The sequence below is a fragment of the Glycomyces sp. NPDC049804 genome (genome assembly GCF_040674615.1).
Lineage (GTDB): Bacteria > Actinomycetota > Actinomycetes > Mycobacteriales > Micromonosporaceae > Glycomyces > Glycomyces niveus.
The window spans coordinates 443,803-465,183 of record NZ_JBFAMQ010000002.1; the positions used below are offsets into that span (position 1 = coordinate 443,803).

The 21,381-nt window shown below is 70.8% G+C and carries 14 protein-coding genes, 1 tRNA gene and 1 pseudogene; 6 read left to right on the plus strand and 10 right to left on the minus strand.

The annotated features are described in order from the left end of the window. Window positions 1-91: 91 nt before the first annotated feature. The 6 genes from AB0K52_RS04595 to cobA form a co-directional block, all read right to left on the minus strand. Window positions 92-2,233, minus strand: a complete 2,142-nt coding sequence (locus tag AB0K52_RS04595) for a transglutaminase-like domain-containing protein (RefSeq protein ID WP_363526078.1) — start codon at window positions 2,231-2,233, stop codon at window positions 92-94. Continuing rightward, window positions 2,230-3,537 carry a DUF58 domain-containing protein gene (locus tag AB0K52_RS04600; protein ID WP_363526081.1) on the minus strand — a complete coding sequence of 436 codons (1,308 nt, stop codon included), beginning with the start codon at window positions 3,535-3,537 and terminating at the stop codon, window positions 2,230-2,232. Before AB0K52_RS04600 ends, AB0K52_RS04595 begins: the two co-directional genes overlap by 4 nt. Continuing rightward, a complete protein-coding gene (locus AB0K52_RS04605; RefSeq protein WP_363526083.1) occupies window positions 3,534-4,562 on the minus strand; it encodes a MoxR family ATPase in 1,029 nt (342 codons plus the stop codon). The genes AB0K52_RS04600 and AB0K52_RS04605 overlap by 4 nt, the downstream gene beginning before the upstream one ends. A 12-nt stretch (window positions 4,563-4,574) precedes the next feature. Beyond that, window positions 4,575-7,199, minus strand: a complete 2,625-nt coding sequence (locus AB0K52_RS04610) for a fibronectin type III domain-containing protein (protein WP_363526086.1) — start codon at window positions 7,197-7,199, stop codon at window positions 4,575-4,577. A 333-nt stretch (window positions 7,200-7,532) separates the two neighbouring features. After that, on the minus strand, window positions 7,533-8,624 hold the full coding sequence (locus AB0K52_RS04615; protein ID WP_363526088.1) for a DUF1611 domain-containing protein: 1,092 nt from the start codon (window positions 8,622-8,624) through the stop codon (window positions 7,533-7,535). A gap of 229 nt (window positions 8,625-8,853) precedes the next feature. Continuing rightward, window positions 8,854-10,047, minus strand: a complete 1,194-nt coding sequence (gene cobA / locus AB0K52_RS04620) for a uroporphyrinogen-III C-methyltransferase (protein ID WP_363526091.1) — start codon at window positions 10,045-10,047, stop codon at window positions 8,854-8,856. 220 nt (window positions 10,048-10,267) lie between these two features. Here cobA and AB0K52_RS04625 point away from each other — a divergent pair, with 220 nt between their 5' ends. Continuing rightward, entirely contained in the window at window positions 10,268-12,439 is a 2,172-nt protein-coding gene (locus AB0K52_RS04625) for a transglycosylase domain-containing protein (protein ID WP_363526094.1), read from the plus strand. Here AB0K52_RS04625 and AB0K52_RS04630 read toward each other — a convergent pair. Beyond that, window positions 12,436-13,212 (minus strand): SURF1 family protein, encoded by a 777-nt coding sequence (locus tag AB0K52_RS04630; RefSeq protein WP_363526097.1) that lies wholly within the window; start codon window positions 13,210-13,212, stop codon window positions 12,436-12,438. The genes AB0K52_RS04625 and AB0K52_RS04630 overlap by 4 nt on opposite strands. Window positions 13,213-13,251: 39 nt before the next feature. Here AB0K52_RS04630 and AB0K52_RS04635 point away from each other — a divergent pair, with 39 nt between their 5' ends. Beyond that, the gene (locus tag AB0K52_RS04635) at window positions 13,252-14,592 is read left to right on the plus strand and encodes a dipeptidase (protein ID WP_363526100.1); all 1,341 of its coding nucleotides are present in this window, start codon (window positions 13,252-13,254) and stop codon (window positions 14,590-14,592) included. 51 nt (window positions 14,593-14,643) lie between these two features. Here AB0K52_RS04635 and AB0K52_RS04640 read toward each other — a convergent pair whose 3' ends face one another. After that, window positions 14,644-15,648, minus strand: a complete 1,005-nt coding sequence (locus AB0K52_RS04640) for a M48 family metallopeptidase (protein WP_363526103.1) — start codon at window positions 15,646-15,648, stop codon at window positions 14,644-14,646. A gap of 425 nt (window positions 15,649-16,073) precedes the next feature. Here AB0K52_RS04640 and AB0K52_RS04645 point away from each other — a divergent pair. Beyond that, window positions 16,074-16,147, plus strand: a tRNA-Arg gene (locus tag AB0K52_RS04645). A gap of 18 nt (window positions 16,148-16,165) precedes the next feature. On the opposite strand, the gene AB0K52_RS04650 is transcribed toward AB0K52_RS04645, so the two are convergent. Together AB0K52_RS04650 and mshB are read right to left on the minus strand one after the other, a co-directional pair. Further along, window positions 16,166-16,843 (minus strand): MgtC/SapB family protein, encoded by a 678-nt coding sequence (locus tag AB0K52_RS04650; RefSeq protein ID WP_363526106.1) that lies wholly within the window; start codon window positions 16,841-16,843, stop codon window positions 16,166-16,168. Window positions 16,844-16,885: 42 nt separating this feature from the next. Next, complete coding sequence (mshB, locus tag AB0K52_RS04655) at window positions 16,886-17,758, minus strand: N-acetyl-1-D-myo-inositol-2-amino-2-deoxy-alpha-D-glucopyranoside deacetylase (protein WP_363526109.1); 873 nt, start codon at window positions 17,756-17,758, stop codon at window positions 16,886-16,888. Window positions 17,759-17,917: 159 nt separating this feature from the next. Here mshB and AB0K52_RS04660 point away from each other — a divergent pair, with 159 nt between their 5' ends. From AB0K52_RS04660 to AB0K52_RS04670, 3 genes and pseudogenes are all read left to right on the plus strand, one after another. After that, window positions 17,918-18,724 carry a hypothetical protein gene (locus AB0K52_RS04660; protein ID WP_363526112.1) on the plus strand — a complete coding sequence of 269 codons (807 nt, stop codon included), beginning with the start codon at window positions 17,918-17,920 and terminating at the stop codon, window positions 18,722-18,724. An 11-nt stretch (window positions 18,725-18,735) separates the two neighbouring features. Further along, window positions 18,736-20,631 (plus strand): fumarate reductase/succinate dehydrogenase flavoprotein subunit, encoded by a 1,896-nt coding sequence (locus tag AB0K52_RS04665; protein WP_363526115.1) that lies wholly within the window; start codon window positions 18,736-18,738, stop codon window positions 20,629-20,631. After that, window positions 20,628-21,371: pseudogene (locus tag AB0K52_RS04670) on the plus strand (succinate dehydrogenase/fumarate reductase iron-sulfur subunit); the annotation flags it as partial. The gene AB0K52_RS04665 and the pseudogene AB0K52_RS04670, both read left to right, overlap by 4 nt. Window positions 21,372-21,381 lie beyond the last annotated feature (10 nt).

Genomic DNA, 21,381 nt, shown 5'->3' on the forward strand with positions numbered 1-21,381 from the left:
CGTCACAGTCTGCCAGGTCTACGCCACTGAGTGGGATCGCCCCGGCCCTCATCAAATTTCGACGGTCATAACAACTCGTAACGGCCACAAGTTAAGTGAGGAAACGTCTCACCCAATTCACTTGATGCCGAATTGTCCGCGAGAAGGGCGCGACCAATGCCGCAGCCGCGTCCGCGTCGGCCTCCGAGACCGCCCCCGGGGCGAAAGCCGCGGCGTTCACCAGACGCGGCAAAGCGCCGATGTCACCCTTGAGCGGCGCAAGCCGCCCCGCGGCCTCCTCGGCATTCGCATGGACCGGCACCTTCACGCCCGCCCGCGCGGCCTCCTCCAGCACCTCGGCCCAAGCGCCCGCGACACGCTCCGCCGGCGTGCCCTTGCGCAGACGCCTCCGGCGACGCAGCGCCCGCCGCAGCTTCAGCGCCAGCGGCACGCAGGCCAGCAGCAGCCCCGCCGCCGCGTACCAGACCCAGCGCGGCACCCCGCCCTCGTCCTGCCCGGCCTGCTCGTTGAAGTCGCCGTCCTGCTCCAGCGCCTCGTCGTTGAAGTCCTCGGCCTCACCGCCGCCGCCCTCGGCCTCCTCCGGACTCGGCGTCTCCTCCTCCATCTGCTCCAGCGTGTCCTCCGGCGGGATCGGGGCGACCCCGGCCGCGGGCATCGGATCGAACCGGACCCACCCGGGGCCGTCGAACGCGACCTCCGGCCAGGCCTGGCCCTGCGCCGCCGTCACCGTGCTCGCACCCGACGGCACGTCGAAGCCCACCACGACCCGGCTCGGCAGGCCCACGAGGCGCGCGATCACGGCGTACGCGGCCGCGAAGTGCTCGCTGGTGCCGCGCTGGCCGCCCGCGGTGACGGGGCTGCCGAGGAAGAACCCCAGCGCGGGCAGGTCGTGCCCGGAGGGCGCTTCGGCGTCGAACGCGTAGTGCTGCGAGAGGAAGTCCGCGAGCCCTTGGGCGCGTTCGTAAGGCGTGTCGTAGGTGGCGTTGATGTACTCAGCGATGTGGGCCATGATCTCGGGTGTCCCGGGCGGGACCGCCACGGTCGTGACGTCGGAGAGGTCCGGGCGGGCCGTCTCGATGCCCGCCGGGTCGTTCGAGACGAGCGCGGAGTCGACATGGAAGCTCGTGCCCGTGGCGAGGCCGTCCGGGGTGAGCAGGCACTTCGTGTAGAGGTTCACGGCGATCGGCAGATTGGTCACGCTCGCGGGGTCCGCCGGGGCCGGCACGAGCTTGCCGCCGAGTTCGATGATCTCGAGGTCGGCGGAGTAGGTGGCCTCGCCGGCCCCCGGGACGACGGTGCCGGCGGTGCGGAAATCGCCGGTGGCCTGCCAGGTGGTGCCGTCGTACTCGGTGAGCACGGCCAGGCGCATCCACGCGTCGCCGCTCGTGTCGGCCTTGAACAGCTCCTGCTCGGGGTACTTGGCCCACTCGGCGATGCGCACGAGCGGATTGAGGTCGATGTCGGTGAGCTGCGGCGGCTCCACGTACTCGCGCGGGTCGCCGGGACTGGTCGTGACGAGCCGGGCCGCGGCCGGGCCGAGCAGCGCGACGGCGGCGAGGAGCACGGTGGTGGTGAGCACCGCGCCCATGAGCGCGGGCGTGCGCGACGGCGGCTGGCCGTCCACAGTGGCGTCGGAGTCGGGGCGGCGCTCGGGCGGCGCGGCGGTCACCGCGAGCGCGGCGGCGGCGAGCACGCAGAAGACGATCGCGTAGAGCGGTCCGGCGTCCGCGTTCGGGCCGACCAGGTAGAGGCCCGCGCCGTACTGAAGCGTCGGCGGCAGGCAGCCGAGGAGCGTGCGGCCGTATCGGATCGCGAACTCGCACGAGAGCGTCGCGGCGAGCCACGTGAGGAAGACAGGCACCACGACCGTGTCTGGGGCGGGCTCGATCGGGATGAGCGCGGTCAGCGTGCGCGGCACGGCGTTGACGAGCGCGTCGACGATCGCGGTCCCGAGCGGTGCCGTGCCGTCGCTGGTCAGCGCGATCGCCCCGAGGAGGTACGCGGCCAGGCCCGTGGCCGAGAGGCCGGGGGCGAGGAACGACGGCTTGTTCCGCAGCGCGAACCCGATCGCGAACGCGCCGAACGCGGCCCCCGCGACCAGGAGGAGCAGCAGCTGCCCGTGGTAGACGCGGGCGGCCACGGTGCCCGCGACCAGGCACATGAGGGTGAGGCAGGCCGCGACGGCCGCCACGCGCAGCCGGTACCGGGTGCGCCTTCTGGTCTGCGCGTTCACAGCCGGGTCCCGCCGTTGTTCCAGGCGGCCGCGAACTGCTCGCCGTCGGCGGCGCGGATCGTGGGCACGCCTCCGGCCAGCGAGGCCGAGGCCGGCAGGCCGAGCGCGAGGTGGACCGCGATCACGGTCGGGTACGCGCGCTTGAGGACCGCGAGCCGGTCCGTGGGCGGCTCGACGCCCGTGATCCACACGAGCGTGTCGCCGTAGCGCGCGGCGGTGAGCCGCGAGACATACGCGCCCAACGACTCCGGCGCGTCCGGCGTGAGCTCCGCGAGAAGGTCGCCGTAGGAGTCGCGCCCGGCCCCGGAGACGACCGCGCCGGACGCGGGCACGAGCGCGGCGTGGTACTCGGCGCGGAAGCACGCGGTGAGGATCGAGTACGCGGCTTCGCAGGCGGCCTCGAACGGGTCGCCGGGCGCTGTCGATTGATGGCTCGCAAGCTTCGCCAAGGCTGCTTGCGAGACCGGCGCGGTCGGCCAGCTTTCCGCGCGGTCGTCGATCGCGATCGCGACCGTGGGCAGCGAGGTGTCCAGGTGCTCCTTCACCATGAGCTTGCCGATGCGGGCCGAGGTGCGCCAGTGGACGTGCCGCAGCTCGTCGCCGATCACGTACTCGCGCAAGGCGTGGAAGGTGAGCGAGCCCTGCTCGACCTTGTCGGCCGTGCCCTCGAGCGAGCGGGCGAGGCCGTCCGGGGTGCGGCCCAGCTGGTGGAGGCGCGGGTGGATCCACAGCCGCGCGGTGCCCCCGAAGTTCCCGGCCGTGGCGGCCAGGCCGAGCAGGTCGCGCTTGCCGATGCCCAGCGGCCCGGCGTCGACCACCCCGCGCCGCTCCGCCCGGATCGCGTAGCTCGCCCCGGCGCTCTTGCCGGGGCGCAGGCGCGCGAGGGGGACCGCGACGCGGCGCGTCTCGAGGCCCGGCCCGCCGTACGCGTCGACCGCGCGGGCGTTGACCGATCGCCAGCGGCCCGCGTTGCGCACGTTGAGTTGGACGGTCGCGTCGTCGCCCACCGAGATCCGGTCGGGCACGACGGAGCGTTCGACTTCGAGGCGCGGCTTCGCGGCGATCACCGACCCGGCGGCCAGGCACGCGAGCGCGGCGGCCGCGCCGAGGGCCGCGAGTTCCGGGTAACCCCAGATCCAACCGGCGGCGAGCAGACCGGCCGCGGCGACGGCAAGGGCCGCACCGCGGCTCGTGATCGGGACGGCCAGCGCCAGGTTCGTGAGACGTTCAAGCCGCTGACCAGCCAAAATGGACTTCTCGGCCTCGCCCGGTCCGGCTCCGGCGGCCTGACCGGACTCGCTCATGCCGCCGAGGCCGGCAGCGGAACCGGGACCTGGTCGAAAGCGTCCGAGACGATCTGAGCACCGGTGATGCCGCGCATGGCGGCGTCGGGCGCGAGCTGGACGCGGTGCGCGAACACCGGTCCGGCCAGGGCCTTCACATCCTCCGGGATGATGTACGTGCGGCCCTGCGAAAGCGCGAACACGCTGGCGGCCCTGGTCAAGGCGATGAGACCGCGCGGGCTGACGCCGACGGCCACCTGCGGGTGGTTGCGGGTCGCGTTCGCGAGCTGTACGAGGTACGCGTACAGCGGCTCGGCGATGTAGACGTGCTTCGCCATCTCCGCCATCTGCGCGACCGTGTCGGTGTCGACCACGGGCGCGAGGTGCTCGGGGCTGCGCTGGTGGGTGCCGCGCAGGACCTCGATTTCGGCCGCTTCCACGGGGTAGCCGACCGAGAGCTTCACGAGGAATCGGTCGAGCTGGGCCTCGGGGAGGCGGTAGGTGCCGTCCATCTCGACCGGGTTCTGGGTGGCGACCACGAGGAACGGCTGCGGCACCTGGTGCGGGTTGCCGTCGACGGTGACCCGGCCTTCCTCCATGACCTCGAGGAGCGCCGACTGGGTCTTCGGGCTGGCCCGGTTGATCTCGTCGGCGATCACGATGTTCGCGAACACCGGGCCGGGGTGGAACTCGAACGAGCCGCTGGCCTGGTTGAAGATCGTCACGCCCGAGACGTCAGAGGGCAGGAGGTCGGGCGTGAACTGGATGCGCCGCCACTGGCCCGAGACCGCCGCCGCGATGGTGCGGGCGAGGGTCGTCTTGCCGGTGCCGGGCACGTCTTCGAGCAGGATGTGGCCCTGCGCGAACATGGCCGTCAGCGCCAGGCGCACGACCTCCTGCTTGCCGAGCACGACGGTGTCCACCGCCGCCGCGAGCGCGTCGAACGTCGCGGCGAACTGCTCGGCCTGCGCGGCGCCCAGCTGGACCGGTTGCTGCTGAATGCGCCTAGGCACTTGCAGCGGATGGGTCTGCGAGGTGTCGTGCATCGGTGTCTCCTGCTAGCACTGGGGAAGGTCCCCGGTGGAGTTCTTATCGACCCCGTCGATGTTGAACCATACGAATGGGATGTACGCGTTGGCAGCGTAGTCGATCTTGATCCACTTGTTCGAGGCCTCTTTGCCCGGGTGATAGTCGACGGACTGGCCGCCCTCGGTGCCGCGCGGATTGATGGTGGCGTCTCCCGTCGTCCAGCAGTACGCCTTGTAGCTCGTCGGCGTATTGGTGGTGCCGAGACTGCTGCCGGACTGGCTGGCCTGCGGGTAGACGCCCACACCGTCGACCGAATCGCAGTAGTCGGTGTTGTAGCCCTCGTCGCACCGGAAGTACACCTTGCCGGTAATCGTCGTGGTCGAGGCCGTGTGCGAGCCCGACGTGCCCGACCCGGCCGGGTTGGTGATCCGGACGGTGTAGGTGTGCTCGGTCGAGGCCTTCAGGCCGCCCTGGGTGAGGCTGTCGCACGACCCGCTCGCGGCCAGGTCCCTGCCGTCGCGCAGCAGTTCACAGGTGACGTCGCCGCCGCCGTTGTCGTACGTCATGTTGACGGTGATGGAGTTCGCGGTCGACGAACTCCCGGTGATCTGGACGGTCGGTGCATTCATCGTGTTGGACGTGGTCGTGGCCGGTTCGGACTCGCCTGCCTCGTTCACGGCGACCACGGTGACGGTCACTTCCGCGCCGTTGTCGAAGCCCGAGACTCGCGCCTTGGTGGTGTTCCCGTCGACTTCGACGGTCTGCTCGCCGGCCCGGACGATGTACTTCGTGATGTCGCGGCCGTTGTTCGACGGCTGCTGCCAGGTCACGTCGATCGACCCGGCCGCGTCGGAGGCGGTCTCCGCCAGGAGCTCGGTCGGTGCGTCGGGCACGTTGAACGGCGTCACGGAGTTCGACGGCGCCGAAGGCGTCGAGGCCGCGGCTCCCGACAGCGTCGTCACCTGGAAGACGTAACCAGTGCCGTAGTCAAGGGCCCCTTCGGGAACGGTGAACGTCGTCGTGTCGGACTGGCCGACCACCGACTGCTTCCCTGAGGCGATGGCCTCGATCTGGTAGCCGCTGACCTCGTTGCCCTGGCCGTTGGCCTCGTCCCACTTCACGGTGACGGTGCCGTCGTTGTTGGCCGTGGCCTCGACGGTCGTGACCGGGTCGGGCACGTCGGCCGAAGGCGTGATCGAAGGCGAGGTGGCGCTGTCGCCCTGGCCCTCGGCGTTGTGGGCGGTCACGGTGAAGGTGTACGGCGTGCCGTTCTCGAGGTCGCCGATCTCCAGGACGCGCTGGTCCGGGGCGATCTCCCACGAGTCGCCCGCGCCTTCGATCGTGTACTTCGTGAGGGCTGAGCCGTTGTTGGGCGCGGCGTCCCACGAGAGGTTGATGAGGCCGTCGCCGACGGTGCCGCGCAGGTTGGTGACCGCGCCGGGCGGGCCGATCTGCGGGGCGGACTCTTCGTTACCGTCCTCGTCGCCTTCGTCGCCTTCGGCGTCTTCGTCCTCGGGCGGGGCGTTGCCGCCGAGGATGTCGTCCCGGTCCTTCTCGGCCTGGCGGGCGTTGCCGTCGGAGGAGACGACCACGGCCGCGTTCGTGTTGACCGCGTTGGCGAAGAGCGTGTCGCCGGTGTGGTAGAGCTCGACCGGGCCGCCGCCCGCGTCGATCTCGATGCGGTCGAGCTCCTTGCCGTCGAGGTCGTAGACCCAGACCAGGCCCGATGCGCCGTCCGGCACGTAGATGCGCTGGTGGAACTCGACGGAGGCGCCGAGGAGGTTCGAGGAGGCGGCGGAGATGGAGAAGGTCTTCGCCTGCTCGTCGTTGACCGTGACGATCGACGGGGGCTCGGTCACGGTGACCGAGGCGATGGTGCCGGGGCTCGTGTCGGCGGTCTCGGCGGGGCCGACCAGCTCGACGTCGGTCACCGACTTGCGGCCGTCGGCGCGCAGGGTCGTCATCTGCTTGGCGGTGGAGTTGAGGACGGCGACGCCGTCGCCGAGGACGGTGAGGGCGAGTTCCTGGCGCGGCTCGGCCACGACCTCGGTCGCGACGGCCCGGGCGCCCTTGTCCTTCGGCTCGATCTGCACGATCGTGCCCTCGCGCGGCACGCCGATCCAGAGCTTCCCGGTGGTGTCGAACGCGCCGCCGGTGAGACCCGCCGGGAACTGCAGCGGGTCGCCGATCGCGACGAGCGAGCTCGGGTCGACCTGGTTGACCAGGCCCTGGGTCTGGTCGATGATGAACGCGCCCTCGTCGGCGAGCGCGAGGCGCACGCCTTCACCCGGGGCGGTCTCGGCCTCGCCGGTGAGTTCGAGGGTGGAGAGGTCGATCGCGGAGACCTTCCCCGAGGCGATCTCGCGCAGCAGCAGATGCGAGTCCGTCTGCTCGATCTGGACGGCGTTGCCGGCCGCGTCGGTGAGGGGGAACCGCACGTCGGTCGCGGCGGTGAGGCCGTTGACGCGGGCGATCTCGCCGGCCGGGGTCGTCCACAGCCACAGGCTCTCGTCTTGCAGGTCGCTGTCGCGGCTGAACGCGCCCGTGCCGAGGAGGGTCGCGACGAGCGCGCCGACGAGCACCACCGGCAGGCCTATCGCGATGAGCAGGCCCTTGACGTTGAGGCGACGGGCGTCGACGTTGCGAGTGGTCATAAGGGGGAATTCCTCTGCGGGGTCAGCTATGCCGGGTTGTGGGGGCGCGAGCGCCAGAAGGGCCCCAGGTGCCTCGGGGGGCGGCACACGAACCCGAGCCTAATTCGTCGGTGCAACGAGGACTAGGCTGCCATTGTCACAAGAAGGTATCGGTCTGGGGTGGCCCAAAGTGGCCTAAGCGGGTCAGGATACCGGCACGTACAGACAGGGCGAAAAGGTCCTGTAAACGCAAAGGGGCGGTGCGCTGCGCGCACCGCCTGAGTCGTCTGCCTGTGTTGTGCTGTGCGGCGATGCGGTGGGCATCGCCGGTCTATGTCTTCGCATGGGTCCCCGCTAGGCGGCCTCGCCGAGCTCGAGGACGCCGGCGCGGCGGGCGCGGGCGACGTTCGCGAGCGCCAGGATCTCCTGGGCCACATGCGCCTCGGCGAGTTCGCCGGGGGTGTAGACCGGGGCGTCCATGCCGGCAGTGGCCTCGCGGATCGCGAGCTGCGACTGGGTGAGCTTGCCGGACGCGGCGATCACCGGGAGGCCGAGGCCGCGCAGGTGCATCGCGCCGTAGCGGGCGCCGGCGGCGTCGGCGGCGGCGAGGACCACGCCGTCCACGAGTTCGCGCACCAGCGGGTGCTCGAGCAGCGCGGAGGTCTCGGCCTGGAGGATGCCGTCGGCGATCTCCATGACCACGGCCTCGACGTCGTGCGCGGCGGCGTGGTGGTAGAGCGTCTGGGCGAGCTCGGCCAGCTCGGGCACCGGGATGCCGGCGGTGGTCGGGTAGCCGCCGTCGGTGAAGTCAGCGGCGACGACCGCGCCGGAGTCGCGGAACATCCACGGGTCGCCCCCGGCGCCGGTGCCGGTGATCTTGATGCCGGCGACGCGGCGGCCGCCGCGCGACAGGCCGCGGATCACGCTGGCGGCGGTGGTGGACTTCCCGGCGTTCATGGAGGTGCCGACGACGCAGACCACGGGCGGGTGGTCGCCGAGCCCGAACGGCGCCAGGACGTTGTAGCGCCGCAGGTCGAGCGGGACGCCTTCGCGGTCGGCGAGGATGCCCAGGGGCTCCAGCCGGGTCGGGGGGCGCATGTCGCCGTGGCGCGAGAGGACCTCGCCGGCGACGCCGCCGGCGGCGACCAGGTCGACGGAGGTGCCGAGGACGTCGGGCACGCGGGATTCGTACTGGTCCGGCGCGTACCGCTCGCCGAAGGCCAGGAGGATCTCGTCTCCCGGGTAGATGGCGGCCTTGCGGCCGGTGCCGAGCTCGAGCCAGTTGTGGTGGCCGATCGCGTCGACCCGGGCGGCGAGGATGTGGCCGGGTCGCGGCGCGCATCCGTCTACCAGGGTCAGCCCGGGCGATGTCAGGTCGACGTTCCGGACCGCGTAGGCGACTTTCAGCCGCGAAGCGAGCTCAGCAGAGAACTCACGAATGCGCATGCACACTCCAAAAAGGACAATAAGGGTCAGCGGGGTCACCCGCTTGAATGGAAGTACACCAGTGGTGCAGAACGTGACCATGGTGGTTTAGCGCAACGATCGCTGCGCTGTTGATGGACGAATATTACGGCCTGTGTTCAGGCTTGTAAAGAGTGGATCAGGTAAAACTGCGGCGGCGCCGGAGTGAACCTCCGGCGCCGCCTGAATTTCAGCCTCTACCTGCGGGAACTCACAGTTCGCGGGCCCTCCCCGCGACGTCCCCGATGACGATGACGGACGGGTGGTGCGCTTCGGTGACGCCGAGGTCGGCGAGGGCGCATTCGCGGACGGTCTGGTTCTTCGTCGTCGCGTTCTCGACGATCCGCACGGGCGTCTCCGGGGCGCGGCCGCCCTCGATGAGCGCGGCGGCGATCGCGGCGCGGTTCTTGACGGCCATCAGCAGCACGATCGTCCCGTTTCCGGCGCCCAGCGCGGTCCAGTTGACCTTGCTCTGCGGGCCCGGGGGCACATGGCCGGTGGCGACGGTGAAGTCGTGGACGACGCCGCGCTCGGTCACGGGGACCCCGGCGGCGGCCGGCCCGGCGATGGAAGAGGAGAGGCCCGGGACGACCTCGACGGGCACGCCGGCCGCGAGGCAGGCGTCGAGCTCCTCGGCGCCACGGCCGAAGACGAAGCCGTCGCCGCCCTTGAGGCGGACCACGAACTTGCCTTCGAGGGCGCGCTCGACCATGACGGCGTTGATCTGCTCCTGAGTGGTGTGCCGCCCGTAGGGGAGCTTCGCGGCGTCGACGATCTCGACGTCCTCGGCGAGCATGTCGAGCAGCTCCTGCGGGGCGAGCCGGTCGGAGACGACCACTTCGGCCTGGCGGAGCAGTTCGAGGCCGCGGAGGGTGATGAGGTCGGCGTCGCCGGGGCCGGCGCCCACAAGGGCCACGCCGGCGGGGCGGACGGTGCGGCTGCGGGGCGCGTCGATGTCGCCGGTGCGCAGGCCCGCGGCGATCGCGTCGCGGACCGCGGCGGCGCGGCGCGGGTCACCGGAGGCGGAGACCGCGACGGCGACGCCGTCGAACTCGGTGTGGGCGAGGGTCCAGGCGTCGGAGGCCGCGGCGTCGTCGGCTCGCACGCACCAGGTGCGGCGGGCCTCGGCCTCGGCGGCGACGGCCGCGTTCACCTCGGGGGCGTCGGTGGCGGCGAGCACGAACCAGGCGTCGTCGCCGTCGCCGGAGCGCCATTCGCGGCGCTCCCACTGGATCTCGCCGGCGGCGGCGTAGTCGGAGAGGGTGGTGGTGGCCTCGGGGGCGACCAGCAGGACGCGGGCGCCCGCGGCCAGCAGGCGGGGGACCCGGCGCCCGGCGATGGAACCGCCGCCGACGACGAGCACGGGCTTGCCCTGCAGCCGCAGACCGATCTCGTAGACCGACACGTGTGCCTCCTCCAGCACTCCCAGTAAGACTCGACAAGCGTATGCGGGTTTCGTCGCGTGCATCTAACCGGCGGATTGCGAGCCTGTTACGCGAAACCCGCGATGCGGGACTTGCCAGAGTTATGCGAGCACGCATTACATTCGGCGCCTTGGGGAAAGCAATGCCAACGGTCGTGAGGTTTTTCACCTTGCGGCCATCCGTGTGCCCTAGGCTGGATATATGCGCGATCGACCCCGCCAGCACCGTGTGCCCGGACTGTCCACACACGGGAGCGATGAACCCGGACCGTCCGCCGAAGGCGTGTACGCGCTGCTGCGCACGAGCCTGCTCGCCGGGCTCGCCATCGCCGCACTGCTCTTCCCGCTGGCCGCCATGGCGGGCTTGAGCGCGAAAGCCGGGTTCAACTCGATCGACACGCTCTCCGTCGCGGTCACCGAGACCGACCCGCCGCTCACCTCGTACGTGTACGCGGCGGACGGCGAGACGCTGGTGAGCCTGTTCTACGACGAGTTCCGCCGCCACGTCAACCTGGACGAGGTCGCGCCCGTCATGCAGCAGGCCATGGTCTCGGCCGAGGACGCGCGGTTCTACACGCACAACGGCGTCGACTACCGCGGCATCGTGCGCGCCATGGTCGCCAACAACTCCTCCGGCGGGGTCCAGCAGGGCGCCTCCACCATCACCATGCAGTACGTGCGCGGCGCGCTCCAGCTCAACGCCGAGACCATCGACGAGGTCATCGCCGCCACCGAGCAGACCGCCGTCCGCAAGCTCCGCGAGGCCCGCCTCGCGATGGCCGTCGAGGAGCAGCTCACCAAGGACGAGATCCTCGAGCGGTACCTCAACCAGGCGTACTTCGGCCACAACGCGTACGGGATCTTCGCCGCCGCCCAGGTGTACTTCTCCAAGCACCCGAGCGACCTCAACCTGCAGGAGTCGGCCACGCTCGCCGGGCTCGTGCAGGCCCCGTCCGCGTACGACCCGATCACCTCCGACCAGACGCAGGCGCTCGCGCGCCGCAACTGGGTGCTCGACCGGATGGTCGACATCGACTACCTCTCCCACGGCGACGCCTCCCAGGTGCGGGGCCTGCCGATCGAACTGGACGTCTCGGACCCGCCGAACTCGTGCATCGGCATCGAGGGCACCCCCTCCGAGTTCGGGTTCTTCTGCGACTACTTCCGCCGCTGGTGGCGCGAGCAGGACGCCTTCGGGGCGACCCCGGCCGAGCGCGAGCGCGAACTGCGCCAAGGCGGGTACACCATCATCACCACGCTCGACCCCGAGCTGCAGACCATGGCGAACAAGCACGTCAACAACGCCAAGAGCGACGAGTCGAAGCTCGCGCACGGCGCCGTCGTCATGGAGCCGGGAACCGGCCGCGTCAAGGCGCTCGGCCTCAACCGGGTGTTCTCGTACGACCAGAAGCACAACGGGCCGCACTCGAACCCGTCCTTCGACCGCAAGGGCAACTACCCGAACACCGTGAACCCGGTGCTCGGCGGCGGCGCCGAGGGCGGCTACCAGGCGGGGTCGACGTTCAAGATCTTCACGATGCTCGCCGCGCTCGACGCGGGCTACCCGCTCGACTACAACATCCACTCCCCCAACCGGGTCGCCACGAGCTTCGTCTCCGCCACGACCGCGTGCGGCGGCAGATGGTGCCCGAAGAACGGCTCGGCGGCGATGGCGGGCAACCGCGACATGTGGTCCGGGTTCGGGATGTCGGTGAACACCTACTTCGCGCAGCTCATCGACCGCGTCGGCGCCGACAAGGCGGTGGAGATGGCCGAGCGGATGGGCCTGCAGTGGCGCTCCGAGGGCGACGCGTACTACGCCTCGGAGGAGCGCCGCTCGGGCTGGGGGCCGTTCACGCTGGGCGTCTCCGACGTGCAGCCGATCGAGATGACGAACGTGTTCAACACGCTCGCCGCCGACGGCCTGTACTGCGAGCCGCTGCCCGCGCTGCGCATCATCGACCCCGAGGGCCACGACCTCGACGCCGCCTCGCCGCGCTGCCACCAGGAGCTCGACGCGGACGTGGCGCGGGCCGCGACCGACGCGGGCCGCTGCGTCACCGAGACCGAACGCAAGGGCGCGCAGTGCGGGCCCTGGGGCACTTCGAAGGTGGTGGGCACCCTGGCCGGGCGGCCCATCGCAGGCAAGTCCGGTACGACGGACAACAACCGGGCCTCGTGGTTCCTGGGGTACACGCCGCAGCTGACCGTGGGCGCGTTCATGGCCGACCCCGACTACATCTTCAACCCCGTGGGCACGGGCAACACGTCCACCTCGAAGGAGACCGTGGGGAAGATCTTCAGAGACGCCTTGAAGGGCGAGAAGGTCATCCCGTTCAAGCCGCCCTCACGCGACATCATGTACGGGGACTAGACCTCCTCGGACGCAGCGGCCTCCGGCTCACCGCCGGGGGCCGCTTCCTTCTCGGCCTCGTCCATCTCTTTGCGCTCGCGGCGCACCAGGACGGACCAGCCGACCGGGACCATGGCCGCGAACAGCGCCCACTGCACGGCGTACGAGTAGTTCTGCCAGTCCTTGAACGAGGGCGTCTCCAGCGCGGTGAAGCCCTCGGCGGGCTCGACGTCGGCGACCCACGCCCCGCGCAGCTCGTAGTCGTAGTGCCCCTCGAGCATCTCGAGGCTGAGGCGGCGCGACTCCAGGTGCCCGTCGACCTCGGTCACCGAACCGCCCTCGGGCTCGGACTCGTAGAGGCGGCCGGTCACCGTCACCTCGCCCGAGGGCGGGGCCGGGTAGTCGGGCACGTGCCCGGTGCTCTCCGAGGCGACGAAGCCGCGGTCGACGAGAAGCGCGCTGCCGTCCTCGAGGACGAGCGGCGTGACGATCTCGAACCCGTTGACGCTGTCGTTCGTCTGCGCGCGCAGAACGACCTCGTGCTCGGCGTCGTAGACCCCGGTGGCCTCCACGAGGGTCCAGCGGTCCGCGTCGTCCAGTGCCGCCCCGGCGGGCAGCACCTCCTCGACGGGCGCGGCGACGCGGCTCTCCTCGATCACCTCGTTCGCGGCGGCGCGCATGACCGCGCGGTCCCACTGCCACTGGGACAGCAGCCCGCACACGACCATCACGACCAGGCCCGCCGCCGTCAGCAGGAGCCAGCGCGGTGCGAGGACGAATCGGAAGCGCTGCATCACGCCGCCGAGTCTAGACCCGGCATAGGATTGCGCTCCATGAGCGATGTTGTGAATGCGGTGCGCGCCGCCATGCCTGCCGTGCGCGCCGATCTGGAGGCCCTCGTCAAGATCCCGGCGATCGCCTTCGAAGGACTCGACCACGAGCCGGTCCGACAGGGTGCGAACGCCGTCCAGCGGCTCCTCGAGGAGGCCGGCGCCGCCGAGACCAGGCAGCTCTCCCACGGGGGCGGGCAGCCGAGCGTGTACGCGCACTTCCCCGCGCCCGCCGGCCAGCCGACGGTGCTGCTGTACGCCCACCAGGACGTCCAGCCGGTCGGCGACCTCTCCAAGTGGGAGCAGCCCGACCCGTTCACCGTGGTCGAGAAGGACGGGCGGCTGTACGGCCGCGGCGTCGCCGACGACAAGGCCGGGGTGATGGCGCACATCGCCGCGCTGCGCGTCTTCGGCGGGAAGCCGCCGGTCGGCGTCAAGCTCCTCATCGAGGGCGAGGAGGAGTTCGGCTCCCCCACGCTCGAGGGCCTGCTGCGCGAGCACCAGGACCTGCTGGCCGCCGACGTGGTGGTCATCGCCGACTCGCAGAACTGGCGCACCGAGGTCCCCGCGCTCACCACGACCCTGCGCGGGGTCATCAACGTGTACGTGGAGGTCGCGGTCCTCAAGGGCGCGGTGCACTCGGGGATGTTCGGCGGGCCGGTGCCGGACGCGCTGACCGCGCTGGCGCGGCTCGTGGCGACCCTGCACGACGAGAACGGCGATGTGGCCGTCGCGGGCCTCGCGACGGGCCGCAGCAGCGACCTCGACTACGACGAGGCGGCGCTGCGCCACGAGGCCGGGATGCTGCCGGGGGCCGAGTTCATCGGCACCGGGCGGCTGACCGAGCGCCTGTGGTCGAAGCCGACCGCGACGGTGCTCGGCATCGACGCGCCGGGCGCGGCGGAGTCGGCGAACGCGTTGCAGCCCAAGGCCCGTGCGAAGGTCTCGTTCCGGTTGGCGGCGGGCGACACGGCGGCGAACGCGCTGAAGGCGGTCACCGAGCACCTGATGGCGAACGCCCCGTGGGGCGCCGAGGTGACGGTGACTCCCGAAGGCGGCCTTGGCGACCCGTGCGCGATCGACGCGACCGGTCCGTCCTTCGACGCGGCGCGCGCGGCGTTCGCGGAGGCCTGGGACGGCACGGAGCCGGTCGAGATCGGCGTGGGCGGTTCCATTCCGATGATCGCGACCTTCCAGGAGCTGTTCCCCGAGGCCGCGATCCTGGTCACGGGCGTCGAGGACCAGTACTCGAACCCGCACGGCCCCAACGAGTCCCTCGACATCCGGATGTTCGAGCGGGTGTGCGTGGCCGAGGCGCTGCTGCTGGAGAAGCTCAAGCGCTAGCGGCGGAAGGAACGGGCTCCATCCTCAGCGGATGGAGCCCGTTCCGTTCGCCTAGAAGCCTTCGCGGACCTTCCGCAGGACCTTGGCGAGGGGGTCGCCGGAGGCCTGGAAGGCGTGCCGGTACGAGTTCGCGGCGGCCTTGGCCTCGGCCGCGATGGAGGCGTCCTTGTCGTCCTCGCGCTTGGGGTAGTCCCCGGCGAGGTAGTCGCGGTACTCGCCGTCGTCGATCCAGGACTTGACGGCGGCGGCGCGGGCCACGGCGAAGTCGTGGCTGCGCGTCTCGAGCAGCATGAGTTTGAGGAAGCTGTCGCGCAGGTCCCCGCCGGTCTCGAACTCCTTGGCCTGCTCCAGGAACGCGGCGGTGTCCACGTCGTGGAGGTCGCCGCCGCCGGCGAGCTTCGCCATGACGCGGATGGCGGCTGCCGGATCCTGGACGGCGAGCGCGCCGGCCCGGTCGGCGGAGAGCTCGGACTTGCGGGCCCATTCGTAGAGCGCGGCGGTGATGACCCGCAGGCCGACGACGCCGACCGGGACCCAGGCGACGGAGGTGGTGAGCCGCACCAGGACCATGAGGAGGGTGCGGTACAGGCCGTGCCCGGAAAGCGCGTGCCCCAGCTCGTGTGCGAGCAGGAACCGCAGTTCGGCCTCGTCGAGCACGTCGAGCGAGCCGGAGTTGATGACGATGACGGGCTTGTCGATGCCGATGCACATCCCGCCCAGGTCGGGGTCGCGGGTGATGTACAGCTCCGGCAGCTCCTGGGCGTCGAGCACCGCGCCGACCTGCTGATAGGCCTCGTAGACGCGCGAGTACTGGTGGCGGTCGACGCGGATCGAGGAGCCCATGAGGCTCAGCCGCAGGGCCCGCTCGGAGACCATCCCGGAGACCTTGCGGAGGACGACGTCGAAGCCGCGCAGCTCCCGCAGGGCGACCAGCGCGCCCCGGTCGGCCGGGTGCTCCCAGGCGCGAGTCGATATGCCGCGCAGAATGACCGGCCCGCGAGCCGCATCCCTGGTCTCGACCGGACCGCCTTCGGCCGGTGACTGGTCGTCGCTCATGCCCGCTCCTCACGGTTGGCTCTGGTGCAAGTGTGGCACGGCGGCGCCAGCGCCGGAGTCCGCTCGGGAACGGCAGGGCCCCAGGCCGATCCGGCCGCGGCGGTGAGCGGCGCCGCGCCGCGGTGTCGGATTTCACCCGGGAAGTCCGCAAGGGCCCCAAGCAGTCACGACGCATAGCGGGCATTGCCGCCCACAAGGGGGCGAGATAACGAATCGGCGTCAACACGCCGCACGGCGCTTGACACTCACGCCCGCAGGCACTACTCATTGATACGGGTCAGCAATTCCGGGGCGTCGTGGAGAATCGTTTGGGGTGTTCTTGCGACGCCCCGTATCCATGCCCTCCGCAGGGCTCCCGGGTCCCCCGAGGGACCGGTCTCCGGGTATTCTTAGCGCTGGCGCGGTGCCCTGTGCGACGTCGCCGTGCCTCAGTAGCTCAGCTGGATAGAGCACCGGACTTCTAATCCGATGGTCGCAGGTTCGAATCCTGCCTGGGGCGCTCAAGCCCTCCGTACCGCTAGGCGCCCGAGTCCTCCTCTTCGCGGTAGATCACGTGCTCGATGCCCTCGATGGCCCGCAGTTTCACGGTCAGTTCCGCGACCACGCCGCGGCCCGTGAGCACGAAGTCGGTGGTGCGCACGACGCCCTGGCCGTTCTCGCCCTGGATCTCGGCGACCTTGAACCCTTCCTCGGTGCATCTGGCGAGCGCGGCGGTGAGCGCGGCCGAGCTGGTGTAGCGGATCTGGAGGCGGCCGGCGTGCTTGGCGTGCCGGGCGATGACATCCTCGACCGGGGCGAGCCCCGCGACGATCACGAGCTGCGCGGCGGCGACGGCGACGGCCGCCCAGTACAGGCCCGCGCCGCACGCGAGCGCCATGGCGGTGGTCGACCAGATCGACGCGGCCGTGGTCATGCCGTGGACGATGTTCCGGTTGAAGAAGATGACGCCCGCGCCGAGGAATCCGATGCCGGTCACGACCTGCGCGGCGATGCGGGCGGGGTCGACGCCGGGCGTGCCGGGCACGGTCTCGGGGAAGCCGTAGCGGCCGGCGAGGACGAACAGGCAGGTGCCGACCGCGATGAGGGCGTGCGTGCGCATGCCGGCGGGTTTGCCCTGCCATTCGCGTTCGGCGCCGACGGCGAGGCCGAGCACCAGGGCCAGCCCCAGCGGTCCGAGATAGGTCCAAGCATCCATAGCTGGCGGGGGTACCCCGATCGGCGTCCGCGGAATCCCAGGTCAGGCCAGCAGGTCGGTCTCCCAGTCGGCTCCGGGGCCGCGCTCGCCCCTGACCAGGCGGTAGTGCTCGGCCGCGAGGGCCTCGTCGCCGAGCTTGTCGCCGAGCACGTCGAGCCAGTCGCCTGGGGCGATCTGGGTGGCGTAGGCCGCCATGGCGGCGCGCTTCTTGGCGGTGTCGGCGGCGTCGCCGGTGACGCAGGCGTCGATCTGGTCGTCGGGGACGCCGAAGGGCAGCTCGTCGGCGGAGGCGACGCCGGCGAAGGGGTTGTCGGTGGCGCCGGTGAACGCGTCGAACTGGGCTTCGATGATGCTGCGGGGCATGGTGGTCCAGTAGACCTTGCGGATCTGGTGGGCCGCGCCGAGGTCGGGCCGCCACGCGGGGTCGGCGGCGAGGTCGGCGGCGCGCATGGCGACGCGGTGGGCCTGGATGTGGTCGGGGTGGCCGTAGAAGCCGTCGGGGTCGTAGGTGACGAGCACTTCGGGGGCGCGGTCGCGGATGACCGCGACGAGGTCGGCGGCGGCCTCGTCCACGTCGGCGCCCCAGAACGCGCGCGGGTGGTCGTTCGAGGGCAGGCCCATCATGCCGGAGTCGCGGTAGCGGGCGACGCCGCCGAGGAAGTGGGTGTCGGTGACGCCGAGCGCTTCGGTGGCCTGGCGGTACTCCCAGTAGCGGTAGCCGCCGAGCTGGTCGGCCTCGCCCGCGGCGAGCCCGGCGAGGTGCGGGACGCGGACCTCGCCCTCCTCGCCGAGGGTGCAGGTGACGACGGTGACGTGCGCGTCGGGCCGGGCGGCGTAGTGGGCGACGGTCGCGCCGGTGCCGACGGTCTCGTCGTCGGGGTGGGCGTGGACGAAGATGATCCCGCGTGCGCTCATGGGTTCAAGCCTAACGGTGCGCCCGCGCCACTCGCGCCACAAGAGACGCGAGGAGGCCTCAAGCGAAACTTTGCAATCTACTGTCCCAGTCAGAGAAAAGCTCGTAAATGTGATGTACCCCATGGACTTACGTCACAGGTTCAGCGATATCCTGCGCTGATGACCACGACCGAAGACAGTGCCGTCTCGTCGCCGCCCCGGGCCGCCATCAAGGCCCGCAACCTGCGGACCGACAACTGGCGGCGGGGCCCGATCCTGACCGTTCTCGGGATCACCGTCTGGGTCGCGTACGCGACCTTCCGGGTCTTCTACCAAGGCGACTACTGGGTGGCGGACTACCACTACCTGACGCCGTTCTACTCCCCTTGCGTCTCAGAGGGGTGCGTCCCCGAATCCGCCCACTTCGGACGGTTCCTGCCGGACCACCCGCTGATCCCGTACGCGGCGCTGAGCCTGCCGTTCCTGCTGGCGTTCCGGCTCACCTGCTACTACTACCGCAAGGCCTACTACCGGTCCTTCTGGCTCTCGCCGCCCGCGTGCGCCGTCCCCGACGGGCACCCGCGCTACACCGGCGAGACCCGCTTCCCGCTGGTCCTGCAGAACTTCCACCGGTACTTCTTCTACCTGGCGTTCGCGATCTCGCTCGTCAACAGCTGGGACGCGATCCTGGCCTTCCACTCCCCCGACGGCTTCGGCATCGGCCTGGGGAACGTCGTCCTCCTGGCCAACGTGCTGCTGCTGTGGTGCTACACGCTCGGCTGCCACTCGTGCCGCCACGTCATGGGCGGGCGGATGCGGCACTTCTCGAAGCACCCGATCCGCTACCGCCTCTGGACGTTCTCCAGCGTGCTCAACGCCCGCCACATGATGTGGGCCTGGATCACCCTGGCGTCCTTGGCGCTCACGGACTTCTATGTCATGGCCGTCGCCGCCGGCTGGATCACCGACCTCCGATTCGTCGGATAGAGGGGCAGACCATGAACGACATCAACGAGGTCGAGCACCTCTCCTGCGACGTCCTCGTCATCGGCGCGGGCGGGGCCGGGCTCCGGGCCGCCGTCGAGGCGCGGCTGGCGGGCAAGAGCGTCATCGTCATCTCCAAGTCCCTGTTCGGCAAGGCGCACACCGTCATGGCCGAGGGCGGCGCGGCCGCCGCGATGGGCAACGTCAACTCGAACGACAACTGGCAGGTCCACTTCCGCGACACGATGCGCGGCGGCAAGTTCCTCAACAACTACCGGATGGCCGAGCTGCACGCCCAGGAGGCGCCCGAGCGAATCTGGGAGCTCGAGACGTACGGGGCCCTGTTCGACCGGACCGCCGACGGCAGGATCAGCCAGCGCAACTTCGGCGGCCACGAGTACCCGCGCCTCGCGCACGTGGGCGACCGCACCGGGCTCGAGCTGATCCGCACCCTGCAGCAGAAGCTCGTCTCGCTGCAGCAGGACGACGAGGCGGCGGGCGAGACCGAGCCGAAGCTCCAGGTCATCGATGAAACGACGATCACCGAGCTGTTCACCGCGGGCGGCGCGGTGAAGGGCGCCTTCGGGTACCGGCGCGGCACCGGGCGGTTCATGGCGGTCGCCGCGCCCGCGATCGTGCTCGCCACGGGCGGCATCGGCCGCTCGTTCAAGGTCACCTCGAACTCGTGGGAGTACACCGGGGACGGCCACGCGCTCGCGCTGCGGGCCGGGGCGAAGCTCGTCAACATGGAGTTCATCCAGTTCCACCCGACCGGGATGGTCTGGCCCCCTTCGGTGCGCGGCATCCTCGTCACCGAGTCGGTGCGCGGCGACGGCGGGGTGCTGAAGAACGCCGAGGGCAGGCGGTTCATGTTCGACTACATCCCCGAGGTGTTCAAGGCGCAGTACGCCGACAACCCCGAGGAGGCCGACCGCTGGTACACCGACCCCGACCACAACCGCCGGCCCCCGGAGCTGCTGCCGCGCGACGAGGTCGCGCGGGCCATCAACGCGGAGGTCAAGGCGGGCAGGGGGACCGAGCACGGCGGCGTGTACCTCGACATCGCGTCCCGGCGCAGTGCCGAGTACATCCGCGGACGGCTCCCCTCGATGCACCACCAGTTCAAGGAACTGGCCGATGTGGACATCACGACCGAGCCGATGGAGGTCGGCCCGACCTGCCACTACATCATGGGCGGCATCGAGGTCGACGCCGACACGACCGCTTCGGCCGTCACCGGCCTGTTCGCGGCCGGGGAGGTCTCGGGCGGGATGCACGGCTCGAACCGGCTCGGCGGGAACTCCCTGTCGGACCTGCTCGTGTTCGGCAAGCGCGCGGGCGAGTACGCGGCCGCGCACGCCTCGGCGGCCGAGCCGCCGAAGCTCGGCGACGACGAGATCGCGGCGGCGGCCGAGGACGCCTTGCGGCCCTTCGGGAACGACGGCGAGAACCCGTTCGCGCTGCAGAACGCCATGCAGGCGATCAACGGCCGCCTCGTCGGGATCATCCGCCGGGCGGGCGAACTCCAGGAGGCGCTCCACGAGCTCGCGGCCCTCGAGGAGCGGATCGCGAACGTCAGCGCGACCGGCGGCCGGGCCTACAACCCCGGCTGGCACCTGGCGCTGGACCTGCGCAACATGTACCTCTGCTCGGTCGCGACCGCGATGGCCGCGCTGGAGCGGGACGAGTCGCGCGGCGGGCACACCCGCGAGGACGCGCCGGGCATGGACCCCCAGTGGCGCAAGGTGAACCTGGTGGCCTCGCTCGATGGCGGCGAGGTGCGGCTGGAGCGGCAGGCGGTCCCGGCGATGACCCCGGAGCTGCTGGGCCTGTTCGACGAGGCCGAGCTCGCCAAGTACATGACCCCCGAGGAATACCGGCCCGGAGCGGCCGAGGAGGAGTCCCGATGAGCGAGCGGACGTTCAGGGTGTGGCGGGGCGACGCCGGAGGCGGCGAGTTCGCCGAGTTCGACGTCGAGGTCAACGAGGGCGAGGTGATCCTCGATGTCGTCCACCGCATCCAGGCCGAGCAGGCGCCCGACCTCGCCGTGCGATGGAACTGCAAGGCCGGCAAGTGCGGTTCGTGCTCGGCCGAGGTGAACGGCATGCCGCGGCTGATGTGCATGACCCGCATGAACCTGTTCGAGGAGGGCGAGGCGGTCACGATCACGCCGCTGCGGACCTTCCCGGTCGTGCGCGACCTCGTCACCGACGTGTCCTTCAACTACGAGAAGGCGCGGCAGATGCCGGCGTTCGCGCCGCCCGCCGACCTCAAACCGGGCGAGTACCGGATGCAGCAGGTCGATGTGGAGCGGAGCCAGGAGTTCCGCAAGTGCATCGAGTGTTTCCTGTGCCAGAACACCTGCCACGTGGTGCGCGACCACGAGGAGAACAAGCCGCCGTTCTCGGGCCCGCGCCTGTTCATCCGCGCGGCCGAGCTCGACATGCACCCGCTCGACGCGCGGGACGACCGGCGCGAGCAGGCCCAGGACGACCAGGGCCTGGGCTACTGCAACATCACCAAGTGCTGCACCGAGGTGTGCCCCGAGCACATCAAGATCACCGACAACGCGATCATCCCGATGAAGGAACGCGTCGCCGGGGACCGGTACGACCCGCTGGTGTGGCTGGGCCGCAAGATCTTCCGCAAGTAGGGGAAGG

Coding starts and splice junctions, on each gene's coding strand:
- AB0K52_RS04610 (WP_363526086.1), bottom strand. CDS start 7,199: ATGACCACTCGCAACGTCGACGCCCGTCGCCTCAACGTCAAGGGCCTG.
- AB0K52_RS04615 (WP_363526088.1), bottom strand. CDS start 8,624: ATGCGCATTCGTGAGTTCTCTGCTGAGCTCGCTTCGCGGCTGAAAGTC.
- AB0K52_RS04635 (WP_363526100.1), top strand. CDS start 13,252: ATGAGCGATGTTGTGAATGCGGTGCGCGCCGCCATGCCTGCCGTGCGC.
- AB0K52_RS04605 (WP_363526083.1), bottom strand. CDS start 4,562: ATGCACGACACCTCGCAGACCCATCCGCTGCAAGTGCCTAGGCGCATT.
- AB0K52_RS04650 (WP_363526106.1), bottom strand. CDS start 16,843: ATGGATGCTTGGACCTATCTCGGACCGCTGGGGCTGGCCCTGGTGCTC.
- AB0K52_RS04665 (WP_363526115.1), top strand. CDS start 18,736: ATGAACGACATCAACGAGGTCGAGCACCTCTCCTGCGACGTCCTCGTC.
- AB0K52_RS04660 (WP_363526112.1), top strand. CDS start 17,918: ATGACCACGACCGAAGACAGTGCCGTCTCGTCGCCGCCCCGGGCCGCC.
- mshB (WP_363526109.1), bottom strand. CDS start 17,758: ATGAGCGCACGCGGGATCATCTTCGTCCACGCCCACCCCGACGACGAG.
- AB0K52_RS04640 (WP_363526103.1), bottom strand. CDS start 15,648: ATGAGCGACGACCAGTCACCGGCCGAAGGCGGTCCGGTCGAGACCAGG.
- AB0K52_RS04625 (WP_363526094.1), top strand. CDS start 10,268: ATGCGCGATCGACCCCGCCAGCACCGTGTGCCCGGACTGTCCACACAC.
- AB0K52_RS04630 (WP_363526097.1), bottom strand. CDS start 13,212: ATGCAGCGCTTCCGATTCGTCCTCGCACCGCGCTGGCTCCTGCTGACG.
- AB0K52_RS04600 (WP_363526081.1), bottom strand. CDS start 3,537: ATGAGCGAGTCCGGTCAGGCCGCCGGAGCCGGACCGGGCGAGGCCGAG.